17 protein-coding genes and 1 pseudogene are annotated in these 21,378 nt (G+C 67.9%); 4 read left to right on the plus strand and 14 right to left on the minus strand.

The genetic code is table 11. From position 1 onward, the window contains the following. The first annotated feature begins 45 nt into the window (after positions 1–45). Genes hutG through hutH form a run of 3 tightly spaced genes read left to right on the plus strand, consistent with a single transcriptional unit; the run spans position 46 to position 4,072 of the window. Complete coding sequence (gene hutG / locus QE389_RS04445) at positions 46–864, plus strand: N-formylglutamate deformylase (RefSeq protein WP_307368913.1); 819 nt, start codon at positions 46–48, stop codon at positions 862–864. Further along, the gene (gene hutU / locus QE389_RS04450) at positions 861–2,525 is read left to right on the plus strand and encodes a urocanate hydratase (RefSeq protein WP_307364882.1); all 1,665 of its coding nucleotides are present in this window, start codon (positions 861–863) and stop codon (positions 2,523–2,525) included. The genes hutG and hutU overlap by 4 nt, the downstream gene beginning before the upstream one ends. A 2-nt stretch (positions 2,526–2,527) precedes the next feature. After that, entirely contained in the window at positions 2,528–4,072 is a 1,545-nt protein-coding gene (gene hutH, locus QE389_RS04455) for a histidine ammonia-lyase (protein ID WP_307364883.1), read from the plus strand. A 7-nt stretch (positions 4,073–4,079) separates the two neighbouring features. Here the strand turns inward: hutH and rodA are convergent, their stop codons facing one another. The 6 genes and pseudogenes from rodA to QE389_RS04485 all read right to left on the minus strand — a co-directional run bounded on the left by rodA (position 4,080) and on the right by QE389_RS04485 (position 11,074). Then, positions 4,080–5,234, minus strand: coding sequence for a rod shape-determining protein RodA (gene rodA / locus QE389_RS04460; protein ID WP_307364884.1), 1,155 nt, complete (start codon positions 5,232–5,234; stop codon positions 4,080–4,082). Beyond that, a pseudogene (gene mrdA, locus QE389_RS04465) lies at positions 5,231–7,262 on the minus strand (penicillin-binding protein 2). Before mrdA ends, rodA begins: the two are co-directional and overlap by 4 nt. Continuing rightward, a complete protein-coding gene (locus tag QE389_RS04470; RefSeq protein ID WP_307364885.1) occupies positions 7,259–7,777 on the minus strand; it encodes a hypothetical protein in 519 nt (172 codons plus the stop codon). The pseudogene mrdA and the gene QE389_RS04470 overlap by 4 nt, the downstream one beginning before the upstream one ends. Continuing rightward, on the minus strand, positions 7,774–8,937 hold the full coding sequence (gene mreC / locus QE389_RS04475) for a rod shape-determining protein MreC (RefSeq protein ID WP_307364886.1): 1,164 nt from the start codon (positions 8,935–8,937) through the stop codon (positions 7,774–7,776). Before mreC ends, QE389_RS04470 begins: the two co-directional genes overlap by 4 nt. A 145-nt stretch (positions 8,938–9,082) precedes the next feature. Beyond that, positions 9,083–10,123, minus strand: a complete 1,041-nt coding sequence (locus QE389_RS04480; protein WP_054765854.1) for a rod shape-determining protein — start codon at positions 10,121–10,123, stop codon at positions 9,083–9,085. A 174-nt stretch (positions 10,124–10,297) separates the two neighbouring features. After that, positions 10,298–11,074 (minus strand): TVP38/TMEM64 family protein, encoded by a 777-nt coding sequence (locus QE389_RS04485; protein ID WP_307364887.1) that lies wholly within the window; start codon positions 11,072–11,074, stop codon positions 10,298–10,300. A gap of 123 nt (positions 11,075–11,197) precedes the next feature. Between QE389_RS04485 and QE389_RS04490 the strand changes: the two genes are divergently transcribed. Next, positions 11,198–12,403 (plus strand): pyridoxal phosphate-dependent aminotransferase, encoded by a 1,206-nt coding sequence (locus tag QE389_RS04490; protein ID WP_307364888.1) that lies wholly within the window; start codon positions 11,198–11,200, stop codon positions 12,401–12,403. Positions 12,404–12,410: 7 nt separating this feature from the next. Here QE389_RS04490 and QE389_RS04495 read toward each other — a convergent pair whose 3' ends face one another. The 8 genes from QE389_RS04495 to serS form a co-directional block, all read right to left on the minus strand. Beyond that, entirely contained in the window at positions 12,411–14,090 is a 1,680-nt protein-coding gene (locus tag QE389_RS04495) for a histidine kinase famiy protein (protein ID WP_307364889.1), read from the minus strand. Between the two features lie 34 nt (positions 14,091–14,124). After that, complete coding sequence (gene secF / locus QE389_RS04500; RefSeq protein WP_307364890.1) at positions 14,125–15,117, minus strand: protein translocase subunit SecF; 993 nt, start codon at positions 15,115–15,117, stop codon at positions 14,125–14,127. Further along, positions 15,117–16,709 (minus strand): protein translocase subunit SecD, encoded by a 1,593-nt coding sequence (secD, locus tag QE389_RS04505; RefSeq protein ID WP_307364892.1) that lies wholly within the window; start codon positions 16,707–16,709, stop codon positions 15,117–15,119. Before secD ends, secF begins: the two co-directional genes overlap by 1 nt. Positions 16,710–16,741: 32 nt before the next feature. Beyond that, a complete protein-coding gene (gene yajC / locus QE389_RS04510) occupies positions 16,742–17,059 on the minus strand; it encodes a preprotein translocase subunit YajC (RefSeq protein WP_307364893.1) in 318 nt (105 codons plus the stop codon). 103 nt (positions 17,060–17,162) lie between these two features. Further along, on the minus strand, positions 17,163–18,266 hold the full coding sequence (locus tag QE389_RS04515; protein ID WP_307368915.1) for a peptidoglycan DD-metalloendopeptidase family protein: 1,104 nt from the start codon (positions 18,264–18,266) through the stop codon (positions 17,163–17,165). 162 nt (positions 18,267–18,428) lie between these two features. After that, a complete protein-coding gene (locus QE389_RS04520; protein ID WP_307364894.1) occupies positions 18,429–19,073 on the minus strand; it encodes a protein-L-isoaspartate(D-aspartate) O-methyltransferase in 645 nt (214 codons plus the stop codon). Beyond that, on the minus strand, positions 19,070–19,861 hold the full coding sequence (gene surE / locus QE389_RS04525) for a 5'/3'-nucleotidase SurE (RefSeq protein ID WP_307364895.1): 792 nt from the start codon (positions 19,859–19,861) through the stop codon (positions 19,070–19,072). The genes QE389_RS04520 and surE overlap by 4 nt, the downstream gene beginning before the upstream one ends. Before the next feature lies 1 nt (position 19,862). After that, the gene (serS, locus tag QE389_RS04530; protein ID WP_307364896.1) at positions 19,863–21,302 is read right to left on the minus strand and encodes a serine--tRNA ligase; all 1,440 of its coding nucleotides are present in this window, start codon (positions 21,300–21,302) and stop codon (positions 19,863–19,865) included. Positions 21,303–21,378: the final 76 nt, after the last annotated feature.

Below are 21,378 nucleotides of genomic sequence, written 5' to 3' on the forward strand. Positions count from 1 at the left end.
CTAGACATACCACGATGGATCGATTTGGCGAGGGAGACCGAACGGATGCAGGACTGGCTGACCGTCCATGAAAGTTCGGCGCCGCTGGTGATCGGTCTGCCGCACACCGGGACCGACATCCCAGCCGCCATCGAGACGCGGATGACCTCTCCCTGGCTGGGGCGCAAGGATGCGGACTGGTGGGTGGACCGGCTGTACGACTTCGCCATCGACATGGGCGCGACCCTGGTGCGCACCGGCGTGTCTCGCAGCGTCATCGACGTGAATCGCGATCCGTCCGGCGCCTCTCTCTATCCCGGCATGACCACGACCGGCCTGTGTCCCACCGAAACCTTCGACGGCGAACCCCTGTATCATCCGGGTCAGACGCCCGACGCGGACGAGATCGACGAACGCCGCACGGCCTGGTTCGCCCCCTACCACGCCGCCCTTCAAGAGCAGATCGAGCGGCTGAGAGCGCGCGGCCCGGTCGTCCTTTACGACGCCCATTCGATCCGTTCGGTCGTTCCGCGCCTGTTCGACGGTGCGTTGCCGCAGTTCAACATCGGCGACAATGACGGAACGACCTGCGCGCCTCGGCTGACCCGCGCGGTGGAGGCCGCCTGCGCCGTCAGCGGCGACAGCCTGATCGTCAACGGCCGCTTCAAGGGCGGCTGGACCACCCGCCACTACGGGCGTCCCGAAACGGGCGTTCACGCCATTCAGATGGAGTTGGCCGACCGGGGCTACATCCTCGATCCGGCCGGTCCGGTCACACCGGACAACTGGCCCAGCCCCTATGACCCCGACCGCGCGGCGCCGATGCGGGACCATCTGCGCCGCGTCCTGACCGCCTGCATCGCCTTCGCCGAGAGCCAGAGATGAACACCCCCAACAGCCGCGTCGTCCGCAGCCCGCGCGGGCCGGAGAAGACCGCCAAGACCTGGGCCGCCGAGGCCGCCCTGCGGATGCTGATGAACAATCTGGACCCCGAGGTGGCCGAGCGGCCGGAAGACCTCGTCGTCTATGGCGGCATCGGCAAGGCGGCGCGCGACTGGCCCAGCTTCGACCGCATCGTCGCCGAGCTGACGGCGCTCGGAGAGGACGAGACCCTGTTGGTGCAGTCGGGCAAGCCGGTCGGCGTCTTTCGCACCCACGCCGAGGCGCCGCGCGTCCTGATCGCCAACTCCAACCTGGTGCCCAAATGGGCGACGTGGGAGCATTTCCACGAACTGGATCGCAAGGGTCTGGCCATGTACGGCCAGATGACCGCCGGGTCGTGGATCTACATCGGCACCCAGGGCATCGTTCAGGGGACCTATGAGACCTTCATGGAGGCGGGCCGCCAGCACTATGGCGGCGACTGGTCGGGGCGCTGGATCCTGACCGCGGGCCTGGGCGGCATGGGTGGGGCCCAGCCCCTGGCCGCCGCGATGGCCGGAGCCTCGAGCATCACCATCGAATGCCAGCGCAGCCGCATCGAGTTCCGTCTGCGCACCCGCTACCTCGATGTCATGGCCGAGACCCTGGACGAGGCCCTGGCCCTTCTCCAGACATCCTTCGACGAAGGCAGGCCCACCTCCATCGGCCTGCTGGGCAACGCCGCCGATCTCCTACCCGAACTTGTCCGACGCGGCGTCCGGCCCGATCTGGTCACGGACCAGACCAGCGCCCACGATCCCGTCAACGGCTACCTCCCTTCCGGCTGGACCGTCGCCGAATGGGAGGACAGGCGCGTGTCCGACCCCGCCGCCGTCGAGGCCGCCGCCCGGGCGTCGATGGCCGTCCACGTCCAGGCCATGCTGGATTTCCACGCGCAGGGCGTGCCGACGACGGACTATGGCAACAACATCCGCCAGGTCGCCTTCGACCAGGGGGTGACGAACGCCTTCGCCTTCCCCGGCTTCGTCCCGGCCTATATCCGCCCGCTGTTTTGTCGCGGCGTCGGCCCGTTCCGCTGGGCCGCCCTGACCGGCGATCCGGACGACATCAGGAAGACCGACGCGGCCATGAAACGGCTGTTCCCCGACAACGCCGGCCTGCACCGCTGGCTGGACATGGCGGGCGAGCGGATCGCCTTCCAGGGCCTGCCCGCCCGTATCTGCTGGATCGGCCTGGGCGACCGCCATCGCGCGGGCCTGATGTTCAACGAGATGGTGGCGTCCGGCGAACTGTCCGGCCCCATCGTCATCGGCCGCGACCATCTGGATTCGGGGTCGGTCGCCAGCCCCAACCGCGAGACCGAGGCCATGCAGGACGGCTCTGACGCCGTGTCCGACTGGCCTCTGCTGAACGCCCTTTTGAACACGGCCTCCGGCGCCAGCTGGGTGTCCCTGCATCATGGCGGCGGGGTCGGCATGGGCTATTCCCAGCACTCAGGCGTCGTCATCGTCGCGGACGGCACGCCCGAAGCCGCCGTCCGTCTGGAGCGCGTGCTGTGGAACGACCCCGCCACCGGGGTCATGCGCCACGCCGACGCCGGCTACGACATCGCCAAGGCCGCCGCGCGCGAGCATCATCTGAACCTGCCCAGCCTGAAGGCTTGACCATGACGACCCTGACCCTGGGCCGCGCGCCCCTGACCCTGGCCCAGCTCCGCGCGGTTCTGGACGGGCCGGTGACGGTCGAACTGGACGCCGCCGCCTGGTCCGCTGTCGAAAGGGGCGCGGCCGCGGTCGCCGCCATCGTCGCCGAAGGCCGCACCGTCTATGGCGTCAACACGGGTTTCGGCCTGTTGGCCAACACCAGCATCGCGCCGGAAGACCTTGAAACCCTTCAGAAGAACCTGGTGCTCAGCCACGCCTGCGGCGTGGGCGATCCTTTGCCGGACGCCGTCACCCGCCTGCTCATGGTGCTGAAGATCGCCAGCCTGTCGAAGGGCGCGTCCGGCGTCCGGCGCGAGACGCTGGAGGCCCTGATCGCCCTGGTCGACGCCGACATCCTGCCCTCTATTCCGTCAAAGGGATCTGTCGGCGCCTCGGGCGACCTGGCGCCCCTGGCCCACATGTCCTGCGTCCTGATCGGCGTCGGCGAGGCGCGGCTGGACGGCCGGACGCTCGACGCCGAGACCGCCCTGGCCCGTGTCGGCCTGACGCCCCTGACCCTGGGCCCCAAGGAGGGTCTGGCCCTGCTGAACGGCACCCAGTGTTCGACCGCCCTGGCCCTCGCCGGCCTGTTCGCGGCCGAGGCCGCCTATGCCGCCGGCATCGCCGCCGGCGCCCTGTCGGTCGACGCCCTGAAGGGCTCGGACGCCCCGTTCGACGCCCGCATCCACGCCCTGCGCGGCCAGCCGGGCCAGATCGCCGTCGCCGCCCGCCTGCGCGACCTGATGGCCGGCTCGGCCATCCGCGACAGCCACCGGGACGACTGCACCAAGGTGCAGGACCCCTACTCCCTGCGCTGCCAGCCCCAGGTCATGGGGGCGGTGCTGGACGTGCTGACGACCGCAGCGGCCGCCCTGGAGCGCGAGGCCAACGCCGTGACCGACAATCCCCTGGTCTTCATCGAGGCCAATTCTGAATCTGGGGGCGACGTCATCTCCGGCGGCAACTTCCACGCGGAGCCCGTGGCCTTCGCTGCGGATCAGATCGCCATGGCCCTGTGCGAGATCGGCAATATCTCCGAACGGCGCACCGCGATCCTGGTCGATCCGAAGATGAGCGAACTGCCCGCCTTTCTGGTCAAGGAAAGCGGCCTGAACTCGGGCTTCATGATCGCCCAGGTCACGGCGGCGGCCCTGGTGGCTGAAAACCGCATGGTCGCCCATCCGTGCAGCGTGGACACCGTGCCGACCAGCGCCAATCAGGAAGACCACGTCTCCATGGCCACCCACGGTGCGCGCCGCCTGCTGGACATGGCCGAGAATACGGCGACGATCGTGGGCATCGAGCTTCTGGCCGCCGCCCAGGGGATCGAATTCCATCGCCCCCTGACCAGTTCGCCCGCGCTGGAGCAGGTCTTCGCCATCGTCCGCGAGGCGGCCGCCCCCTATGCCCAGGACCACTATTTCGCCCCCGACATCGCCCGGGCCACCGACGGCGTGCGCGCCGGTCGCTATCGACGGTTCGCCGCCGACCTGCTGCCGTCCGCCTAGACCGTCTTCAAAGCAGGCCGTGGCCCTTGGGCAGTTCGGCGTAGCGGTGAACGCGGGTCGCCATGACCAGGCCGAAACCGATCATCACCGTCAGCATCACCGTGCCGCCGTTCGACAGCATCGGCATGGGCACACCCACGACCGGCGCCAGCCCCATCACCATGGCCCCGTTGATCAGCACATAGAGGGCGAAGGTCGCCGTCACTCCCAGCGCCCCCAACCGTCCGAAATGGCTGTGGGACAGGGAAGCGATCCTTAGTGAAATCAAGATGATGGCGGCGTAACAGGCCAGTAGGGTGAAGGTGCCGACAAAGCCGAACTCTTCCGCAAAGGCCGAGAAGATGAAGTCGGTCTGACGCTCGGGCAGGAACTCCAGCTGGCTCTGGCTGCCCAGGCCGTAGCCGCGCCCCAGGAGGCCGCCCGATCCCATGGCGATCTTGGACTGGACGATCTGATACCCCTTGTCGGCCATGTCGGCCTCGGGGTTCAGGAAGGTCAGCACCCGGTGGCGCTGATAATCGTGCATGCCGAACATGACATAGGGCGGAACCAGCACCGCCGCCGCAATGACCAGCGGCAGGATGATGCGCCAGCTCAAGCCTGCCGCGAACATCACCGCTGCCCCGGTCAGGCCGATCAGCATGGCCGAACCCAGGTCCGGCTGATGCGCGACCAGCAGAAAGGGCAGGCCGATGATCGCCACCGGCACGATCAGCTTCCAGTGAAAACTGGCCTCCTTGGCCGTGGCGCCGTGGTACCAGCGGGCCAGGGCCAGAACGACGCCGATCTTCATGATCTCGGACGGCTGGATGCGGGTGAAGCCCAGGTCCAGCCAGCGCGTGGCGCCCAGGGCGTGATAGCCCAGCGGCGTCTCCACCAAGGCCAGCAGCACCAGCGCCACCCCATAGATGGGATAGGCCAGGCTGAACCAGTAGCGGATGTTGATCAGCGACAGGGCCAGCATCAGCGCCAGGCAGACGCCGAACCGGATCATGTGTTTCGCCGCCCAAGGGGACCAGGACCCGCCGGCCACCGAATAGAGCATCAGTCCGCCGGTGCCCGCGACGATGCACAGCAAGGCCGTCAGTCGCCAGTCGATCTGGCCCAGCTTGGTCGAAAAACGCTCGCGCTCGCCTGGGCGCGACAGGGCGGAGGCGGTCATACGCGCGGCTCGGACAGATAGGGATGCGGTCCCCCGGTCGCCGGCGCGGCGGGACTGGGCGCCGGCGTCGAGGGCGCGACGGCGTCCGGCTCGGGCGCGGCGCCGACCAGGCCTTCGTCGATCTGGGGTCCGGTCGCCTCGGGCGGCGGGGGCCGTTCGATGCGGGCGCGCATGTCGGGATCTTTCAGCAGGACCGTGCGCATCACCTCGCGCGCACGCGGGGCGCCGGCGGTGGCCCCGCCCTTGCCGCCGTGCTCGATGATCACCGCCACGGCGTAGCGCGGTGCGTCGATGGGGGCGAAGGCTACGAACAGGTTGTGATCCTTCAAGGCCCAGACATCGCTCTTGCGCGGGCCAGAGCCATAGTTGCGAACCTGGGCCGTCCCCGTCTTGCCGGCCATCTGGATGTCGCCCAGTCCCAGCTGGCTCTGGCGATAGGCGGTGCCGGATCGGTCGTTGGCGACCGCGATCATCCCCTGGCGCACATATTCGATATGGGCCGGATCGAACGGCAAATCCGGCGCCGCGTCTCCGCGGGGCTGCTCGACCCCGCCGATCGACTTGATCAGGCGGGGCATCAGGGCCTTCTTGCCGTTGGCCAAGCGCGAGGTCATGACCGCCAGTTGCAGGGCGTTGACGGTGATGGCCCCCTGCCCGATCGCCACCGAGGTCGTCTCGCCCGGATGCCAGACCGGATCGCGCGGGAAGGTGCGCGCCTTCCATTCGGTGGACGGCAGAAGACCCTTCTTCTGGTTATCCACGCCGATGTCGAAGATATGCTCGAACCCTAGGGCCAGGCCCGCCTTGCGGATATTGTCCACGCCCGCGCGGTTGCACATGGTGTAGAAATAGACGTCGCAGGAGTTCTTGATGGCGTCGTGCATGTTCTGCACGCCGTGCCGACCCCAGCAGCGTTGAATCCGATTGCCGTTGCGGAACGCCCCGGTGCAGACGACCGTCTGTTTCGGATCGACTCCTGCCTCCAGCAGCGCCAGGGCCGTGGTCGGCTTGAACGTAGAGCCCGGCGCGAAGGTGCCGTTGATCGTCTTGTCCAGCAGCGGCTTGCGCTCATAGTCCGCCAGGGCGCGATAGACCTTGGACGGCACCCCGCCGACGAACAGGTTGGGATCGAAAGACGGCGCCGACATCATGCACAGGATGTCGCCGTTGCGCACGTCCATGACCACGCAGGCGCCGGACTCGTCGCCGAACACTTCCAGGGCCCGGTTCTGGACGTCCGCGTCCAGGGTCAGGACCACTTCCTTGCCCGGGACGGCCGGGCGTGAGCCGCCGACGTCCTCGGCCACCACGCGACCACGGGCGTCCACCTCGACCCGGTTGCCACCCGGCTCGCCCCGCAAAGGCACGTCCAGCGCCTTTTCCACGCCCTGCCGGCCGATGCGGAAGCTGGGGTTGAACAAAAGCGGCGGCGGCTGCTCGCCCTTGGCGCGGATCGCCTGAACGTCGCGGTCGTTGACCTTGGCCACATAGCCGATGACGTGCGCGAAGGCTCCGCCGAAGGGGTAGTAGCGGGCCTCGTTCATATCGACCATCACGCCGGGCAGTTCATTGGCGTATTGATTGACCTTGGCGAACTCTTCCCAGGTCAGGTCGCTCTTGACCGGCACGGGGTTGAACTTGGGCGAGGCGTTGACGTCGCGGATGATGGCCCGGCGGCGCTCCACAGTGTCGGGCAGCAGTTGACCCAGCAGGTCCAGCGTCTCGTCCAGATCCTTGGTTTCGTCGCGGATCACCAGCACGCGGAAGCTGGGGCGGTTGCCGGCGATGACGACGCCGTTCCGATCCTTGATCAGGCCCGCGCGGCGGCGGCACCAGGCGAAAGTTGAACTGGTTCTGCGACGACAGGGTCGCATATTCCTGGGCCTGCACGACCTGCAACTGCCCCAGACGCCCGATCAGGGCCGCCACGCCCAGAGCCGTCGCCCCGCCCAGGACGAAGGTGCGACGCAGGAACGAACCCTGGCGCTCGTTGACGTCCGAGAAGAAGATGGAGGGTTCGCCGCTCATCGGAACCGAATATCTCCGTCGTCGAACCGTTCGATCATCCAGTTGGCCAGCGGATACAGCAGTAATGTGGGCGCAATCTGACCGAAAACCGCGGTCAGGGACGGCGCATTCCCCGCTCGCGCGGTGACGACGACATAGGCCAGGCCGAAGGCGCCCAGGGTGCAGGCGACGTACCAGCCCAGCCGGACCAGCCCCTCATGACCGGCCAGCAGATTGCGCGACATCAGCAGCCCCCCATAGACCGCCATCAGGCACAGCGGCCACAGCCCCAGGGGCGCGTTCCAGAACAGGTCCAGGAACAGGCCGACCACGAACAGGGTCACGGCGGCGAACATCGACGGCCGTATCAGGGGCCAGGCGAAGGCCAGGACCATGGGGATCACGGGCTCCGGCAGCCTGAGGCCGAAAAGCTGGATCGGCGTCGCCAGAACCACGGTCGCGGCGATGGCGGCCAGAGACGGATAGACGACCCATTCCAGAGGCCCGACAACGCGGACCGCGACAGGGCGTCTCACCGCTGCGCCTCCGTGTCGGGCGCCGGCGCCGGGGTCTGGGGCGCGGCCGGCGACGGCGTCTGGGCGGCAGGACGCGGCGCGGCTGCGGCCGTGCCTGCAGACGGGCCGGGGGTTGGAACGGCGGCGGCGGCGGCGGCGCGGGCGCGTTCCGCCTGGGCCTGAATCTGGGCCTGAATCTGGGCCTGAATCTGGGCCTGAATCTGGGCCTGGCGACGCGCCGCCGCGTCGCTGATGGCGGCGGCCTGATCGGGCGTGGGCTGGGGCGCCGTGTTCAGACCGGCCAGGGGCGGCGCGTTCAGGGCGTTGGGATCGACCAACTGGCCGAAATTCTGGAACAGCAGCACCCGCACATAGTCGATGGCGCCCCGATCGCTGAACAGCTTGACCCTCCAGGCGCCGTCCAGCCCCTTGGCCACGACGCCGACCGGCAGGCCGCGCGGCAGGCCGCCCCCGTCGCCCGAGCTCAGCACCCGATCCCCGGCCTTGACCGCCCCGACGCCGCGAATGAAGTCCAGGCGCGGACTGTTGCTGCCGTCGCCGGTCAACACGGCCCGTGCGTCGGTGCGCTCGATCAGGACCGGGATGCGGGACGCCACATCCGACAGCAGCACTATGCGGCTGACGCCGCCGGTCACGCCCGTCACGCGCCCGACCAAGCCGTGCTCGTCCACGACGGGATTGCCGATACGCACGCCCTTGGCGGCGCCGACATCCAGAAGCTTGGATCGGCTGAAGGGGCCGCGCGATTCCAGCACGGCGCGCGCGGCCACGGTCGGCACCGGCGGCTCCAGCCGCAGACCCAGCAGCGCCTCATAGCGCGCATTGATGTTCTTCAGGGCGATGGCCTGGGCCTTCCAGGCCTCCAGTTCGTCGATCTCGGCCTTCAGCCTGCGGTTCTCGGACACGGCGAAGAAATAGCCGCCGACACCGTCGCTGACCGACCCGAACCAGCGCACAGGCGCCGACAGAACGCCGCCGACCGGCCCGACGACCGTTTCGACGCCGCCGCGAACCGCCTGGACGCTGGAGCCGCCTTCAGGCGTCGTGCGGTCGGTCGCCAGCAGCACCCCCGCCCCGACGACGCCCACGACGGCGACCACCGCGGCGGCCCACGCCAGCGGCACCTTCAGGTTTTCAAAAGGGCCGTCGCGAAACGCCACGGTCGACCTTCCAGTAAAAGGGTTGGGAATCGGCGGGACGCCGCCCGCCGTTCTGCCTGCCTATCGCAAAAACGAGCCTCGAAAGAAACCCGATCACGACAGACTGATCGGAGGCGCGGCCCGGAGAAGCCCGACCGCCGACGGCTTAGAGCGCCGAGTCGAGCACGCCCTTCATCCAGCGCGGATGCTCCAGCACGCGGCCGCAGCCGATGGCCACGCACGACAGCGGATCGTCGGCCACCGAAACCGGCAGGCCGGTGTGGTCGCGGATCTCCACGTCCAGACCGCGCAGCAGGGCGCCGCCGCCCGTCAGCATGATGCCCTTGTCCGCGATGTCGGCGGCCAGTTCCGGCGGCGTGGCTTCCAGCGCGACCTTCACGGCCTCGATGATCTGGGTGACGGGTTCCGCAAGGGCTTCCGCCGCTTGGCGTTCCGAGATGCGGACTTCGCGCGGCACGCCCTGCATCAGGTCGCGGCCCTTGACCTCGATCGACAGGCCCTCGCCGTCGGCCGGGATGCGGGCGGTGCCGATGTCCTTCTTGATGCGTTCGGCGGTCGTTTCACCAATCAGCAGATTATGGTTGCGACGCATGTAGCTGATGATGCTGTCGTCCATCTTGTCGCCGCCGACGCGGACCGAGCGCGAATAGACGATGCCCGACAGGGACAGGACGGCCACCTCGGTGGTGCCGCCGCCGATGTCGACGACCATGGAGCCGGTCGGCTCGTGGATCGGCAGGCCGGCGCCGATCGCGGCGGCCATCGGCTCGTCGATCAGGCCCACGCGACGGGCCGAGGCGTTCAGGCAGGAATCATTGATGGCGCGACGCTCGACCGCCGTGGCGCCCGACGGCACGCAGACGATGATCTTGGGGTTCACGAAGCCCTTGCGGTTATGCACCTTGCGGATGAAGTGCTTGATCATCTCTTCGGCGACTTCGAAGTCGGCGATGACGCCGTCGCGCATGGGGCGGATCGCCTCCATGTGACCGGGGGTGCGACCCAGCATCTGCTTGGCCTCGATGCCGACGGCGTGGACGATCTTGCGTCCGCCGACGTTACGCAGCGCCACCACCGAAGGCTCGTTCAGAACGATGCCCTTTCCCTTCATGTAGATCAGGGTGTTGGCGGTGCCCAGGTCCATCGCGATGTCGTTCGAGATCGCGCCGAAAAGGGAAAAACTCATGGGAGTGGATACCGTTGCTTGCTGGCCAAGGGCGTCTTTTGTTCGCAGTCGACCTGGCGACGCCCCGCTGTCCGACATCCCCACGCCGGACAGGTCCTGATCGTCTTCGCCACGCCTACCAGCGGGGGGTTTGCCCGTATGGAAACGGGATTACAAGCCCCGATGACAGTCTCGTCATATCGTAATTTCGCGGCGCCACGCCGCACCGACGAACCCGGCCAGGCGATATCCGGATATCAGTCGCCGCGCGCGGCTTCGCGGCGCTTCACCAATTCCCGAACACCCAACATCAGCGCCAGCCAGGCCAGGGCCAGGCCCGCCAGTATGGCCGAGGTCCAGACGCCGTCGCCGCGAACCGCCGTCATGAACGATCCGCCAAAGAAGGCCACCAGGGCGGTCTTGGGCAGGACCCCCAGCGCGCAACCAGCCCAGAAAGCCCATGAACGACGCCCGCGCCGCGCCGAAGGCCATATTGACCACGATGAAGGGCGCGGACGGCACGTTTCGGATCATGAAGCTGGCGTAGAAGGCGTTCTTGCCGACGAACCGCGTCAGCCGCCCGACCGTCTGACCGCCGTGCCGCTCCAGCAGCCGCGCCGTCGGCCCGCGTCCCAGCCAATAGGTCACGCCCGCCGACACCACAGTGGCGATCCAGCTGTAAAGAAAGCCGAACCAGGGGCCGAACGCCACCACGCAGGCGGCGATCAGGATGAACTGCGGCGCGCCGATAAAGGCCGAGAGGGTGAACACCACAATGGCCGCGACCAGTCCCCATGGCCCGTGCCGAAACCCCGTCAGCCACGCCTCCAGCCGCCCCTCGGCCTCCAGTCCCATTTGGGTCTTGCCCACCGCGAACAGGGCGATCATGGCGCCCAGCAGCAAGGCCGTCGCCAGCACCGCCCGCCAGCGGCGCGCCTCCATGTTCGACAGGAAATCGACGATCCAGCGCATCAGACCGGCCGCTTATCATCCGCCGCCCACATTAGCGAGCGTCAGCGCATTGTCCCGGCGCGCCGCAGCGCCTAAACAACCCCGCCCTCCCCGGCATGAACGTTTCAAATCGACGGGATTATGATGTCCAGCCTGCAATCTTCCGCCCTCGCCCGTGTCAAGCCTTCGGCCACCATCGCCGTGACCGCCCAGGCGCGTAAGCTGAAAGCGGAAGGCCGCGACGTCATCGGCCTGGGCGCCGGCGAACCCGATTTCGACACGCCGGACAACATCAAACAGGCCGCCATCGACGCGATCCATCGCGGCGAGACCAAATACACCGACGCCGACGGCATGCCCGACTTGAAGAAGGCCATTGTCGCCAAGTTCGCCCGCGAAAACGGCCTGGCCTACGACGTGTCGCAAATCCACGTCGCCCCTGGCGGCAAGCCGGTCATCTTCAACGCCATGGTGGCCACCCTGAACCCCGGTGACGAGGTCATCGTGCCCGCCCCCTATTGGGTCAGCTATCCGGACATGGTGCTGCTGGCCGGGGGCGAACCCGTCACCGTGATCGGCGAGGAGAAGGACGGCTTCAAACTGCTGCCCACCACGCTGGAAGCGGCGATCACGCCCAGGACCAAGTGGCTGATCCTGAACAGCCCGTCCAACCCCACCGGCGCCGCCTATACCCGCGCCGAGCTGGAAGCCCTGGCCGAGGTCCTGCGCCGCCACCCCCACGTCTGGGTGCTGACCGACGACATGTACGAACACCTCGTCTATGGCGACTTCGAATACACAACCATCGCCCAGGTGGCGCCGGACCTGATCGACCGCACCCTGACGGTGAACGGCGTGTCGAAAGCCTACGCCATGACCGGCTGGCGCATCGGCTACGCCGGCGGGCCCAAGCCGCTGATCGACCTGATGCGCAAGGTCGCCAGCCAAACCACCTCCAACCCGACCAGCATCAGCCAGTGGGCGGCGGTCGAGGCGCTGAACGGCCTGCAGGACTTTATCCCCCAGCGCAAGGCCGCCTTCGAAAAGCGCCGCGATCTGGTCGTGTCGATGCTCAACCAGGCGGCTGGCATCACCTGCGCCACGCCGGAAGGCGCCTTCTACGTCTATCCGTCCATCGCCGGCCTGATCGGCAAGACGACCGAAGGCGGCGTGGTCATCGACGGCGATTCCACCTTCGCCGCCGAACTGTTGAATGCAGAAGGGGTCGCCGTGGTCCAGGGCGAAGCGTTCGGTCTCAGCCCCTATTTCCGCATCAGCTACGCCACCTCCGACGCCGTGCTGGAAGAGGCTTGCACGCGCATCCAGCGCTTCACCGCCTCGCTACGCTGACAGAAAGTCAGGCCGTCGCAATTCCGAAGTCGGAAGTGCGGCGGCCCGGCCCCTTGCGCGGCCCTTGTTTCAGGGCGGTCTGGACCCGGTCGATCAACTCGTTGCGACGATAGGGCTTGCCCAGCACGTCCATCGCCTCGGCCTGCGGCCCGTCCAGCGCCATCTGATCGTTGTAGCCGGTGGTCATCAGGACGGCGGCGGTCTCGCTGCGTTCCCGAATCTGGCTGGCGAACACCAGGCCGTTCATCCCGCCGGGCATGACCACGTCGGTGAAGACCAGGTCGAACGGCGCGCCCTCCTTCTGGGCGGCCGCGAACAGGGCCAGCCCCTCCTCGCCGCTCAGCGCCACCGCCACCTCATAGCCGGTCTCCACCAGCGTATCGCGGGCCAGGGCGGCGATCTCGGCGTTGTCGTCCACGACCAGAATCCGCGGCGGCGTGTCGTCGTCCACCGCGTCGGGCCTGAAGCGCCCCCTCGGCGCCTGGACATCGTCGTCGGCTGGGGCCGCGACAGGGAAGATCAGGCGCACCGTCGTGCCCTTGCCCGGCTCCGACTCGATCTCCATCCGTCCGCCCGACTGCTGGGCGAATCCGTGGGCCATCGCCAGGCCCAGTCCGGTGCCCTGCCCGGCCGGCTTGGTCGTGAAGAAGGGTTCGGTCGCCCGCGCCAGCACATGGTCGGGCATGCCTTCGCCCCGGTCGGCGACAGTCAGGGTGACATAGTCGCCCGGCGCCAGATGGCGCGCGGCGGCGTCCCCGTTCAGGCTCAGCGGCTCGGTGCTGACCGTCACGGCCCCGCCTTGGCGGGAAGCGTCGCGCGCGTTCACCAGAACGTTCAGCAGGGCCATCTCAAGGTGGACCGGGTCGACCATCACGCGCGGCAGGCGACGGCGCAGGTGCAGCGACAGATCGATCTTCGACCCGACCGCGCTGTCCAGGAGGTCAGAGATGGAACTGACCAGGTCGGTCAGATCGACGCCCTTCGGCTCCAGCCGGCTGCGACGGGCGAAGGCCAGAAGCTGCTGGGTCAGCTTGGCCCCGCGCTCGGCCGCCGTGGTGGCCACGGCGACGAAACGCTTCACCCGATCCACATCGTCGGGCGCTGCGCTGATGCGCTCCAGACTGCCGCCGACCACCTGCAGAAGATTGTTGAAATCGTGCGCCAGGCCGGCCGTCAGCTGGCCGATGGCCTCCATCTTCTGCGCCTGGCGCGACACCTGCTCGCTCTCACGCCGGCGGGTGACATCCAACTGACTGGCGAAGAAATAGAGCAGTTCGCCCTTCTCGTCGAAGATCGGCCCGATGAAGACGGCGTTCCAGAACGGCGTTCCGTCCCGGCGGTAGTTGAGCACCTCTACCGCCAAGGCGCGTTTAGCCTCGATGGCCTCGCGCATTTCACGGACGGTTTCGCGGTCGGTGCCTGGCCCTTGCAGAAAGCGGCAGTTGCGACCGACGACCTCCTTTTCCTCATAACCCGTCAAGTCGAGGAAGGCGTTGTTGGCGAAGGCGATGGGATTGTCCGGCTGACGCGGATCCGAAATGATCATCGGCATCCGCGTCATCTGGATGGCGGCGAAGAAGACGTCGCTCTGGTCCGCGAAGCCGGGCTCGCTGATGACGCTTTGGCGCCAGTGGCTCAAATGCGCCCCCGCGTGTCCGCCAATCGTGTCCTTGCTCTTATCGGTCATGATTAGCGCAACGCTTGGAGGGCCGGACGGTTCTTCAAGGTCGGCTGGCCATGCCCAGCTTGATCGGCTTGGCGTCGTCCGACGCCCCGCCCCCACGCTTGACGCCCCACAACAGGATGATGGGCGCGCCGACATAGATCGATGAATAGGTGCCGACGATGATGCCGAACATCAGGGCGATGGAGAATCCGAACAGGGCCTCGCCGCCGAACACCGCCAGGGCCGCCAGCACCATGACGGCGGTGACGCCGGTGATGATGGTCCGCGACAGGGTCTCGTTCAGCGACAGGTCGATCACGTCGCGCAGCGGCATGGTCTTGTACTTGCGCAGGTTCTCTCGCAGGCGGTCGAACACCACCACGGTGTCGTTCATCGAATAGCCGATGACGGTCAGGACGGCGGCGACCATGTTCAGGCTGAACTCCAGCTTGAACAGCACGATCAGGCCGAACGTCAGGATCACGTCGTGCAGCAGGCCGACCACGGCGCCGAATCCGAACTGCGGCTCGAACCGGAACCAGATGTAGAGGAACATCAGGCCGATCGCGACACCCAGGGCCAAGAGGCCCGAGGTGAACAGTTCGCCCGACACCTTGGAGCCGACGACGCTGACGCCCGAATAGTTCACCTGACCGACCGCGCCGGTGATGGCGCCCTCGACCTGCTGGACCACCTGGGTCTGATCCCGGCCTTCCGGCACCTGGAAACGCAGGATGGCGGTCGAGCCGTCGTCCACATTGGAGTCGCGCCGGGCGATGCCCTGCACCTGGACGTCGCCCAGGTTCAGGCCGTTCACGGCCTCGCGCACACGGTCCAGTTCGATCACCTGGCCGGCGGGCTTGGACACCTCCATCGAGGCCCCGCCCCGGAAGTCGATGCCCATGTTCAGGCCGGGATAGAAGCACGACACGATCGCCGCGACGCACAGCACCACCGACAGCACGCCGGCGAACCGGGCGTATTTGACGAAGTGGAAGTTCGTCTTCTGCGGCAGCAGTTTGATGAGGGGCCATCCACGCATCGCCATCACTCCGCGATCGGCAGTTTTTTGGGCTTGGCCGCCTTGAGCCAGTAGCCGAGCAGGACCTGGGCGACCAGGACCGACGAGAAGACCGAAGTGAACACGCCGATGGTCAGGGTCCAGGCGAAGCCGCGCACAGGCCCTTCGCCGAACACGAACATGATGCCGGCCGCGACCAGAGTGGTCAGGTTGGCGTCGATGATGGTGCCCATGGCCTTGTTGAAACCGGCGTCCATCGAGGCGACGACGCTGCGGCCTGCCCGGGCCTCGTCGCGCATCCGCTCGTAGATCAGGACGTTGGCGTCCACCGCGACCGCAAAGGTCAGGATCAGACCGGCGATGCCGGGCAGGGTCAGGGTGGCCTGGGTCAGGGACATGGCCGCCACGATCAGCACGCCGTTCAGCACCAGACCGACCACGGACACGCCGCCGAACAGGAAACCGTAGGCCAGGATCATGAAGACCACGATGATGGCGAAACCGACGGCGGTGGACAGGGCGCCGGCGGCGACCGCGTCCGCGCCCAGTTCGGCGGTCACGGTCCGACGCTCCTCGACCTTCAGCGGCGCCGGCAGGGCGCCCCCGTTCAGCAGGTTCACCAGGGTCGAGGCTTCCTGAATGGTGAAGTTGCCGGTGATCTGACCCGATCCCGAGGTGATCGCGCTCTGGATCGTCGGCGCCGAAATGACCTTGCCGTCCAGGATGATGGCGAACGGCTTCTGTAGGTTGGCGGCCGTCGCCTCGCCGAACCGACGCGCGCCGGCCCCGTCGAAGCGGAAGTCGATGGCCGGGCGGCCGCTCTGGTCGGAGCCGACGCCCGCGCGGGTCAGGTTCTCGCCCGACACCAGCACACGCTTCTTGACCAGATAGGGGGTGCCGTCCTCGCCTTGCAGCAGTTCGGAACCCGGCGGCACGCGACCGGCCATAGCGTCCTGGACCGAGTTCTCGACGTCCACCATCTGGAAGGTCAACTGCGCCGTCTGGCCGATGACCTCTTCCAGCTTGGTCGGATCGCTCTCGCCCGGCGCCTGGACCACGATCCGGTCGGAGCCCTGGCGGGTGATGGAGGGTTCACGGGTGCCCAGGCTGTCGATCCGGCGGCGCACCACCTCGATCGACTGATCCACGGCCGTCGCGCCCATGCTGTTCAGCGCGGCGTCGGTATAGGCGAAGCGAATGCGGTTATCGCCCAGACGGGTCGCCGTCCGCTCGACCTGGGCGCCGGGGCCGGCCTGACCGCCCAGTTGCTGCAACGCCTTGAAGGCCGCATCGCTCTGAGCCGGGTTCGCCAGGGTCACGACCACGCCGCCCGTCTCGCGCTGGAAGCCGTTGGTCGGGATGCCCGCGCCGTTCAAGGTGACGCGCACGTCTTCGATCAGATTGGTGACGCGCTTCTCGCGCATCGTCGGCACATCGACTTCGAGCAGCAGATAGGAGCCGCCCTGCAGGTCGAGGCCCAGGTTCAGCGCGTTCTTCGGCAGCCAGCCGGGCAAGGCTTCGCGCTGAGCAGGGCTCAGCAGGTTGGGGAAGGCCAGCAAGCAGCCGAGAACCGCCGAAACGACGACGAGAATGATTTTCCAGCGCGAGAGCTGAATCATGTGGGCGGTCCCCGGTCAGCGATACGCGGTGTTCAGGCCTTGGAGTCGTTGGCGGCGATGGCGGTGCGGTTACGCACCTCTGCGATCATCGCCTTGACCACGCGCACATTGACGCTGGGCGCGATCTCGACATTGACCTCGGCCTCCTCGACGCGCGTGACCCTGCCGATCATGCCGCTGCCCAGGACGACGGTGTCGCCGCGCTTCACGGCCGCGATGGCGGCGGCGTGGTCCTTGGCACGCTTCTGCTGCGGACGGATCAGCAGGAAGTAGAACAGGATGAAGATGGCGACGATCGGCAGGAACTGCATGATCACGGCCATAATGCCGCCGTCAGCTGGGGCGCCCATGGGAAGTCTCCGAACACGAGGGGGACAGCCCTCGTCGGCGCCCCATTAAAACGAGGCGCGGAACCTAGGGCCGCGTCTCGCGGATTGCAACGCGGCGAAATCGCTATCGCGGCAATACGCTCAAAGGATCGACCGCGACCGGGTCGTCGCCCTGCATCTGGCGGGTCTCGAAATGGATCGACGGGCGGCCGTCGCCGGCGGTCATGCCGACGGTGCCGATCTGCTGACCCGCGCGCACGTCCTCGCCGTCGCGCACCGTCGCAGAGCCCAGATGACCATAGACGGTGCGCCAGCCGCCGACGTGGACGATCAGCACCGTCAGTCCCTGCCCGACCAGGTCGTCGCCGACATAGGCCACGCGACCGGCCGCAGAGGCGGTCACGGCGGTTCCCGCAGGCGCGCCGATGTTGACGCCATTGTTCCGCTCGCCCATGCCGACCGGGCCGAACCGGCGCAGGATGTCGCCTCGCACAGGCCAGGCCAGGCCCACAGAGGCGCCGGCGGCGCTCGTCGGCGCGGCGACTGGCGCTACAGCCGTGGGCCGGGGCGGGGCTGGTCGAGTCTGGGCCGGCAGGGCCGCATTGCCCGAGGGCGGCGGCGGGGGCGGCGGCACGACGCCCGCGTTCGGCACATAGACTCCCGTCGGCGAAGGTCCGGTCGCATAGGGATCGGACCCGGTGTCGACCGCCGATTCCGGCAGGATGATTCGCTGGCCCGTCGTGATCGCGCCGCGCGGCCCCAGGCCGTTCAGATCGATCAGGACCTGAACCGGCGTCTGGAACCGGCGTCCGACGCCCGAAATCGTGTCGCCTGCCTGAATCACATAGGCCGCCCCTGGCACGGTCGAGGTGGAACGCGGTTGCGACGGGGGCGTCACGCTGGACGGAGGGGCATAGGCGGGCTGACCGGGCGTATAGGGGGTGGTCGCCGGCGGCGGCAGGGCCCCGCCGTCGATCTGACCCACCGGCGCGGTCGCCATCGGCGCGGGCGGCGAAGAAGGCTGGGTCTGCGCCGGGGCCGGGGCCGGGGCCGAGACCGGATAGCCGCCTTGCGCCTGCCCCCCCTGCGGCGCCGGATAGGCGGGGCCCGTATGGCCCGGCACGGGCGTGGGCCGCGTGGAGTAGCGGGGTTCGGACGGATAGGTGATGCAGGCCGCCGTGCTCAGCGCCGCCCCCGCGATCAGAACCGCTCTCATCCAGCCCGACATTCTCGCCACCGGCCGCTCCTCTCAGGGTTGATCCTCGCCCGCCCGGTTTGCCCGCTCGCGGCCCGAAATCCAACCCCGCAAACCGCACGGAATTGGGGCGCGAAGGTTAACGGCCCAAACAACCAGCGACCGCGACGCGCGCCGTGGTCCGCAAAGGAGGTTTTATCCCTCCTTCGCCGTCCCCTCCACCAGGGGCACGAACCGCACTTCGGTCAGGCTTTCGCGGCGGAAGGCGCCGTCGCCCTGGCCGACATAGCGGTGCAGGATCTGGACCGAGGTGCGCCCCACAGGGGCCACCAGCACGCCGTTGGGCTTCAGCTGTTTCAGCAGTTCGGTCGGCTCGGTCGGGGCGGCGGCCGTGATCATGATCCGGTCGAACGGCGCCTGTTCGGGCCAGCCCAGCCCGCCGTCCCCGTGCCGGGTGATCACGTTGTCCACGCCCAGCAGCTTCAGCCGCGCCTCCGCCTCGGCCAGCAGGCTGCGATAGCGTTCGACCGAATAGACATAGCGCGCCAGCTTCGACAGCACCGCGCACTGGTATCCGCTGCCCGTGCCGATCTCCAGCACCCGGTGGCGCGGCTGCACCTCCAGCGCCTGGGTCATCAGGCCGACGATATAGGGCTGGCTGATCGTCTGGGCGCAATCGATGGGCAGGGCCTGGTCCTCCCAGGCTTGGTCCAGGAATTTCTCGTGCACGAAGACCGAACGGTCCACGCTCTCCATGGCCCCCAGGACGCGCGCGTCGGTCACGCCCTGCCGCCGCAACGACAGGATCAGGCGGCCGGCGCGGTCGTCGTGCAGGTTCATGCGGCCTTCACCGCCTTGGGCGGCGCCCCGCCCAACACCTTCTTCAGGTCGTTGACGCTGGCCCTATGCGTCAGGTCGATGTGCAGGGGCGTGACCGAAATCCGCCCCTCGTCGATGGCGCGCAGATCGGTGCCTTGCGGATGCTCCTGCTTCTCGCCCCGGAAACTCATCCAGTAGTAGTCGCGGCCGCGCAGATCGGTGCGGCGCACGGCGTGCATCTCGCCCACGTCGCGGAACCCTTGGGTCGTCACCTCGACCTGTTCCACCGCCTCGGGCGGGCGGTTGGGGAAGTTCAGGTTCATCACCACGCCGTTCGCCCATTTCTGCTCCAGCAGCCGGGCGATGATGGCGGGCGCGAATTCCTCCGCCGTCTCCCAGTGCGCGACCACCTCGTCGTGGAACCGCTCCAGGCTCTGGCTCAGGGCGATGGAGCGGATGCCGAACGCCATGCCCTGAAGCGCACCCGCCACCGTGCCGGAATAGCTGACGTCCTCGCCGATGTTGTGCCCGCGATTGACGCCCGACAGCACCAGGTCCGGCTTTTCCGGCATCAGGTCGTTGACGGCCAGAACGACGCAATCGGTCGGCGTCCCCGTCACCGCGAACCGCTTTTCGCCCAGGTTCAGCACCCGCAGAGGCTCGGTCAGGGTGATCCCCCGCCCCTTGCCCGACTGCTCGACGGCGGGCGCGCACACCCAGACATCGTCGCTGATGGAGCGCGCGATCCGCTCCAGGCATTCCAGCCCCTCGGCCTCGATCCCGTCGTCGTTGGTCAGAAGAATCCGCACTCTAAACTCCGCCCACGAACTCAAGCCCGCCCATATAGGGCCGCAGCACGGCGGGCACGGCGATCCGTCCGTCGTCCTGCTGATAGTTCTCCATGATCGCCACCAGCGTCCGGCCGACCGCCAGGCCCGAGCCGTTCAGCGTATGGACGAACTCGGTCTTCTTCTCGCCTGCGCGCTTGAACCGGGCGTCCATGCGCCGCGCCTGGAAGTCGCCGCAGTTCGAGCAGCTGCTGATCTCGCGATAGGTCCCCTGGCTGGGCAGCCAGACCTCCAAGTCAAAGGTCTTCTGCGCCGAAAAGCCCATGTCGCCCTTGCACAGCAGCATCCGCCGGAACGGCAGCTCCAGCGCCTTCAGCACCGCCTCGGCGCACGCCGTCATCCGCTCATGCTCGGCGTCTGAGTCCTCCGGCCGCGCGATGGACACCATCTCGACCTTGGAGAACTGGTGCTGGCGGATCAGCCCGCGCGTATCACGTCCCGCCGACCCCGCCTCGGCCCGGAAGCAAGGCGTCAACGCCGTCATCCGCATCGGCGTCGCCAGGTCGTCCTCGGGCAGGATGCTCTCGCGCACCAGATTGGTCAGAGAGACTTCGGCGGTGGGGATGAGGTAGCGACGCTCATCAACATACTCTGCATCGAGAGCAGCAAGGAAGTAATCCCTGGATTGAGTGACCGCATCAAACTCAAAGACGCCAAGCGGACTTCCCAGGAACTCAGGGCGCAGCGGCGCTCCGACGTTGTTCCAATCAACGCTACCCACAGTGCTGGTTGCAAAGAACAGATCGTCGGCAAACTTCGGCAACTGCCCCGTGCCGAACATAGCGTCCTTGCGCACCAGCAGCGGCGGGTTCACCTCCAGATACCCATGCTGGTCCGTCTGCAGGTCCAGCATGAACTGACCCACGGCACGTTCCAGCCGCGCCAGCTGCCCCTTCAGCACCGCGAACCGCGCGCCCGACATCTTCGCCGCCGCCTCGAAGTCCAGCATCCCCAGGGCCTCGCCCAGGTCGGCGTGGTCCTTGGCCGGACCGGTGCGACGCGGTTCGCCCCAGGTCGAGACCTCGACATTGCCCGCCTCGTCCTCGCCGTCCGGCACGTCCTCGGCCGCCAGGTTCTTCTGCGCCGCCAGCAGGTCGCGCAGCGCCTTGCCGACACGCGCCTCGACCTCGGCCGCCGCCGCGATATCGCCTTTCAGCGCCTCGACCTCGGCCTTCAGTCGGTCGGCCTCGGCCATGTCCTTCTTGCCCATGGCGGCGCCGATCAGCTTGGAGGCCGCATTGCGCTTGGCCAGGGCGTCCTGCCCCGTCGTCTGGGCGTGACGCAGTTCGCCGTCCAGCCGCAGGATGTCCGCCACCAGCCCGTCCGGCTCGTCCACCCCGCGCGACGACCAGCCCGCCACGTAAACCTGCGGGTTCTCGCGAATGGCTCTGATGTCGTGCATGGTCTGAAACTTCGGCTGGGCGGGAGAAGCCGAACGCTCTACCCGCCCGCGCCGTCACGGGCAACGCGGGAAGGTG

The organism is Brevundimonas sp. SORGH_AS_0993, assembly GCF_030818545.1.
In the GTDB taxonomy this organism is placed as follows: Bacteria; Pseudomonadota; Alphaproteobacteria; order Caulobacterales; family Caulobacteraceae; genus Brevundimonas.

Coding starts and splice junctions, on each gene's coding strand:
- QE389_RS04485 (WP_307364887.1), bottom strand. CDS start 11,074: ATGCGCTGGATCGTCGATTTCCTGTCGAACATGGAGGCGCGCCGCTGG.
- secF (WP_307364890.1), bottom strand. CDS start 15,117: ATGGCGATGCGTGGATGGCCCCTCATCAAACTGCTGCCGCAGAAGACG.
- hutG (WP_307368913.1), top strand. CDS start 46: ATGCAGGACTGGCTGACCGTCCATGAAAGTTCGGCGCCGCTGGTGATC.
- yajC (WP_307364893.1), bottom strand. CDS start 17,059: ATGGGCGCCCCAGCTGACGGCGGCATTATGGCCGTGATCATGCAGTTC.
- rodA (WP_307364884.1), bottom strand. CDS start 5,234: ATGACCGCCTCCGCCCTGTCGCGCCCAGGCGAGCGCGAGCGTTTTTCG.
- secD (WP_307364892.1), bottom strand. CDS start 16,709: ATGATTCAGCTCTCGCGCTGGAAAATCATTCTCGTCGTCGTTTCGGCG.
- QE389_RS04520 (WP_307364894.1), bottom strand. CDS start 19,073: ATGAACCTGCACGACGACCGCGCCGGCCGCCTGATCCTGTCGTTGCGG.
- hutH (WP_307364883.1), top strand. CDS start 2,528: ATGACGACCCTGACCCTGGGCCGCGCGCCCCTGACCCTGGCCCAGCTC.
- QE389_RS04495 (WP_307364889.1), bottom strand. CDS start 14,090: ATGACCGATAAGAGCAAGGACACGATTGGCGGACACGCGGGGGCGCAT.
- serS (WP_307364896.1), bottom strand. CDS start 21,302: ATGCACGACATCAGAGCCATTCGCGAGAACCCGCAGGTTTACGTGGCG.
- hutU (WP_307364882.1), top strand. CDS start 861: ATGAACACCCCCAACAGCCGCGTCGTCCGCAGCCCGCGCGGGCCGGAG.
- QE389_RS04515 (WP_307368915.1), bottom strand. CDS start 18,266: ATGTCGGGCTGGATGAGAGCGGTTCTGATCGCGGGGGCGGCGCTGAGC.
- QE389_RS04490 (WP_307364888.1), top strand. CDS start 11,198: ATGTCCAGCCTGCAATCTTCCGCCCTCGCCCGTGTCAAGCCTTCGGCC.
- QE389_RS04480 (WP_054765854.1), bottom strand. CDS start 10,123: ATGAGTTTTTCCCTTTTCGGCGCGATCTCGAACGACATCGCGATGGAC.